The following is a 4,208-nucleotide window of genomic DNA, read 5'->3' as shown; positions in this document are numbered from 1 at the left end:
TCTTGAACTCAGGACCGTGCATGGCGGAAGGCGCAGGGCACAGTCAACGCCCGCACGCCTCCGCGGGGGACGCATTTCGAACCACAGTGGCGAAGCCTCGGAGGTAGCGCGGTGCTACGGAGATGCTCCCGAGCTATCCTAGCAGTTCCATCGCATAAGGGGCGCGGCAAAAATTCCCGAACGACATCGACCTGTATTCCCTGATGATCCGCTCGATATAGCGGTCATTTGACGTCGTGTAGCTTGCAATCGCCACCACCACACGTAGCGGCGTCCGATCCGTCCCGGTTTGTCATGTCCATCGCCATCGCAAGGCTTCCTCTGCTCGCCGACCGCAAACCAAGCCGCCTCGGCAATGCGCTCGAAATTTAACTCTTTGCATTTATATATTATTTGCCATTTAAACGGCGATATTATATTAATTTAAATAAGCTTTCGTCTCACCTTGTGCTGGGCCGGTCGCTTGCCGGAGCCGACCAGAGCCGGGCTCGGCGTTCGGATTCGAAACAGGTAAAGGCAATGTCCCGATGCAATGCATATTTTCGATTCTGTCCGAATCTGACAACGCCCCTTTGGTTACGATCGTTTTCCCCACCTTCAACCGCATCCCCTGGTTAAAGGACAGCGTCCTTCGAAAGCTACTTGGTGATCGCCTACAAGATTTGACGCCTGTCCCTTGACACCGAACTCACGACGTTGCGGCAATTCGGATTCTCAGGAGCCTCAGACCCCGTATCCACTAGTTCTTTCAGGAGCATCACGTGCACACCTTTGAAAGGGTTTCAGACCGGGAATTTCATTTTGCAGGCCGCAGGATCTTAGTAACAGGCGGCGCGGGTTTTCTTGGGTCCCATCTCTGTGAAAGGCTTCTCTCCCTGGGAGCCGAAGTAATCGCTGTAGACAATTTTTACACAGGCCAACGTCGTAACATTTACCATCTACTAAGCAACCCAAACTTCGAAATCATTCGACACGACATTACCTTCCCCCTTTATATCGAAGTGGACGCGATTTTTAATCTGGCGTGCCCTGCTTCCCCTGTGCACTATCAATACGATCCAGTCCAGACCACTAAGGTCAGTGTGCACGGCGCAATTAATATGCTTGGCCTGGCAAAGCGCCGTAGGTGCCGAATTCTTCAAGCCTCGACTAGTGAGGTTTACGGAGATCCTTCAGTTCACCCGCAGGCAGAATCGTACTGGGGCTCGGTAAATCCGATCGGTCCGCGCGCATGTTACGACGAGGGAAAGCGGTGCGCCGAAACACTGTTTTTCGACTATTGGCGTCAGCACCGGCTTCCGATCAAGGTAATTCGTATCTTCAATACGTATGGGCCCCGTATGAGAATGGATGACGGTCGAGTCGTATCAAATTTTATCGTTCAGGCGCTGAAGGGCAGGCCGATCACAATATACGGGGACGGTTCGCAGACGCGTTCATTTTGCTACGTGGACGACCTGATCGATGGCATGCTTCGGCTAATGTCAACACCGGAAGGTATTACTGGACCGGTAAACGTGGGAAACCCCGAAGAATATACAATGAGACAACTAGCGGAATTGGTTATCAAGATTACAGGTAGTCAATCGCCGATAGTCACAATGCCTTTGCCGCAAGACGACCCGAAGCAACGTTGTCCGAATATCGAGATGGCAAAACGTGTTCTGGGCTGGCGCCCCACGATCGCTGTGGCCGACGGGCTGGCCAAGACAATTAGCTACTTTAGGGACGTGCTGGTTTCTGACACGAAAGGTGCAGACAGCGATGCTTTCGCCGAATGAATTGGTTCAGGATACGCATCTTGCCAAGCAGTGCACATCTTCCTGGGCTGGACTGGTCGTCTTTTGTGCTGGGACGGCCTGGGATACTGGTTGGTATCCCGAGAAGCATATCTCAACGCGGATTGCTTCGCGGTTCCCCGTCCTCTACGTCGATCCACCAACCACATTGACCTCTCTCTTGCGCGACCGGAACAGGCGACCGACCGGCCTTCGTATCGTCAAGCCAGGCCTAGCTGTTCTATCGCCGGTCACCGTCCCCGGTGCGTCAAGAGGCATCACCAGGCATGCTTCGCGTTATGTTTTCGCCGGGAGCATTCGACGCGCCCTTGCCTCACTCGGACAGACCCGCGCCAGAGCGTTGGTTGTTGCAACTGGCGAAAATCTATTCGGAGTCTTCCCGGCAGATCGTTTAATCCTGTACGCCACGGACAACTTCGTATCCGGTGCCGCGTTGATGGGACTTTCGGCCGACTATCTTCGCGCCCAGGAAGCTGCGCAGGCACGCGATGCGCAGAAGGTAGTGGTCGTGACCGAAGAGCTAAGATCGCACTGGGCCGGCTTGGGTCACGACCCTGTTCTAATACCCAACGGATGCGACACGGAAAGATTCAGAGACGTCGACGCAGAAAATTGGCCTGAAGACGTGGAGTTGCCGAGGCCGATTGCTGGCGTCTTCGGGCACCTATCCGAAAGGATTGATTTGTCTTTGCTGGAGGCGACAGCGGATCGCCACGTGTCCTTGCTGCTTGTAGGCTCGCGAAAGCCTTCCTTCTCGCTCGATAGTTTAACCTCACGGCCAAATGTCAGGTATCTGGGCCCCAAGCCATTCGAAAGCATGAACCGCTATTTAAGTGCCATCGACGTGGGTCTGACCCCCTACACCCAGAGTGAGTTTAATCGCTCAAGCTTCCCCATGAAGACAATCGAGTACTTGGCCGCAGGACGGCCAGCGGTTGCTACTTCTTTGCCCGCCGTTAAATGGCTGAATTGTGAATACATAATCGCCAAAGATACGGCAGAGGATTTTGCACAAGCAACGAAGTCGCTACTTATGCGCGGCAGAAGCCAGGAAATCGCTTCTGGATGTCGAGCGTTCGCGGAAAAGCACAGCTGGAATGTCCGTGCAGAAGAGTTTGGCGCTCTACTCGATTGAATGTGGCACCGGCTGGCGGAGGCAATGTCCCGATGGAAAGCTTACCTTCGAATCTGCCCGAATCTGATAACGGCCCTTTGGTTACGATCGGCATCCCGACTTTCAACCGAGCCCACTGGTTGAAGGACTGCGTGCTTTCCGCACTGGCGCAAACTTACCAACGATATGAGGTCATCGTATCGGACAATGCGTCGACCGACGAAACAGCTGGACTGCTCCGCCAATTCAGCGACCCACGGCTGCGGGTGGTAACCCACGAACGAAACTTGGGCCCCATTCCCAACTGGAACGTCTGCGTAACCGAGGCTAAAGGAGAATACATTGTCATTATACCGGATGACGATCGGGCTGCTCCCTGGCTGCTGGATCGCTGTGTTTCGCTTGTAAGAACGGATTCGAGTCTCGCAGTTATAATCGGAATTGGTGACGTTTACCTTGTCGCTGACCGGCGGACGATGCCGGCAGCCAGCAGTCGAAAACTCGCGACTGGCATCTGGGAGGGGATAGACATCCTGGAGGAATACCTAAGAGGGCGCATATCCGCGCACGTCTGCACCATCATGTTTCGAACAGAGAGGCTTCGAGCAAGCGGAGGCTGGCCTCTCGACTGGCCTTTCGCAGGAGATTTGGCAACGTGGATACCAATCTTGCTATCTGGCCGAGTCGGCCTCCTCAACGAAAGCTGCGGCGTCTATTGCAACCACGCAGAGACGCAAACGTCGAAATTTGATATCGAGATTCGCCTGAAGGACCTCCGAAGGATCGTCGATTTAATAAGTGATAGAGCTGAAGATAGCGTCAGGGATCCAAAAAGGCGGCGTGCACTTGGATCGCTCGCCAAAGCATACTTCGCGCTTCATGCCATTGGCATTATCGGGGCAAGGCGGAGAGGGGATGCCACGTTGCGAGACTTGCTACCCGTTCTCTGGAAATGGCGCCGGGACTTATGCTCAGGCTTGATGCACATCGAATTGAGTGATCTTTTCCCTTTGGCAAGATCATTGACGTTACTGCTGCTTCCGGCGCCCCTTACACGCTTCGTTCGTCGGTGCATTCGGCCGTTACGACGGAAGCGGCCCTATCCGGCGTTCAACGACAAGCACGCAGTGATCTAGCTTTATCCGATCATATGCGTCGGCCTTGCATTCAAGCCGAAAGCGTCAGTCAAACCGATCCCGAGGCATGTTGAAGGTATCCATTCGGCGTAGGCCGCAGGATCACCGCTTCAGCAGTCCAGGGTTTTCCTTATAGAACTTGATAAGCTCGATCAGGTT

The 4,208-nt window shown here is 54.2% G+C and carries 3 protein-coding genes; all 3 read left to right on the top strand.

The window, feature by feature from the left end:
• The first annotated feature begins 761 nt into the window (after positions 1–761).
• Genes XI09_RS08890 through XI09_RS46070 form a run of 3 tightly spaced genes read left to right on the top strand, consistent with a single transcriptional unit; the run spans position 762 to position 4,049 of the window.
• The gene (locus XI09_RS08890; RefSeq protein ID WP_271566505.1) at positions 762–1,781 is read left to right on the top strand and encodes a UDP-glucuronic acid decarboxylase family protein; all 1,020 of its coding nucleotides are present in this window, start codon (positions 762–764) and stop codon (positions 1,779–1,781) included.
• Entirely contained in the window at positions 1,765–2,934 is a 1,170-nt protein-coding gene (locus XI09_RS08885; RefSeq protein ID WP_271566504.1) for a glycosyltransferase, read from the top strand. Before XI09_RS08890 ends, XI09_RS08885 begins: the two co-directional genes overlap by 17 nt.
• Positions 2,865–4,049, top strand: a complete 1,185-nt coding sequence (locus XI09_RS46070; RefSeq protein ID WP_442869562.1) for a glycosyltransferase family 2 protein — start codon at positions 2,865–2,867, stop codon at positions 4,047–4,049. Before XI09_RS08885 ends, XI09_RS46070 begins: the two co-directional genes overlap by 70 nt.
• Positions 4,050–4,208 lie beyond the last annotated feature (159 nt).

This window comes from Bradyrhizobium sp. CCBAU 11386 (assembly GCF_028128955.1).
Classification (GTDB): domain Bacteria; phylum Pseudomonadota; class Alphaproteobacteria; order Rhizobiales; family Xanthobacteraceae; genus Bradyrhizobium.
Note: the sequence above shows the minus strand (reverse complement) of the source record. Positions and strands in the feature narration are given on the sequence as shown.

Excerpts from the sequence above, each read along its gene's own strand:
- XI09_RS08885 (WP_271566504.1), top strand. The coding sequence starts at position 1,765 with ATGCTTTCGCCGAATGAATTGGTTCAGGATACGCATCTTGCCAAGCAG.
- XI09_RS46070 (WP_442869562.1), top strand. The coding sequence starts at position 2,865 with ATGTCGAGCGTTCGCGGAAAAGCACAGCTGGAATGTCCGTGCAGAAGA.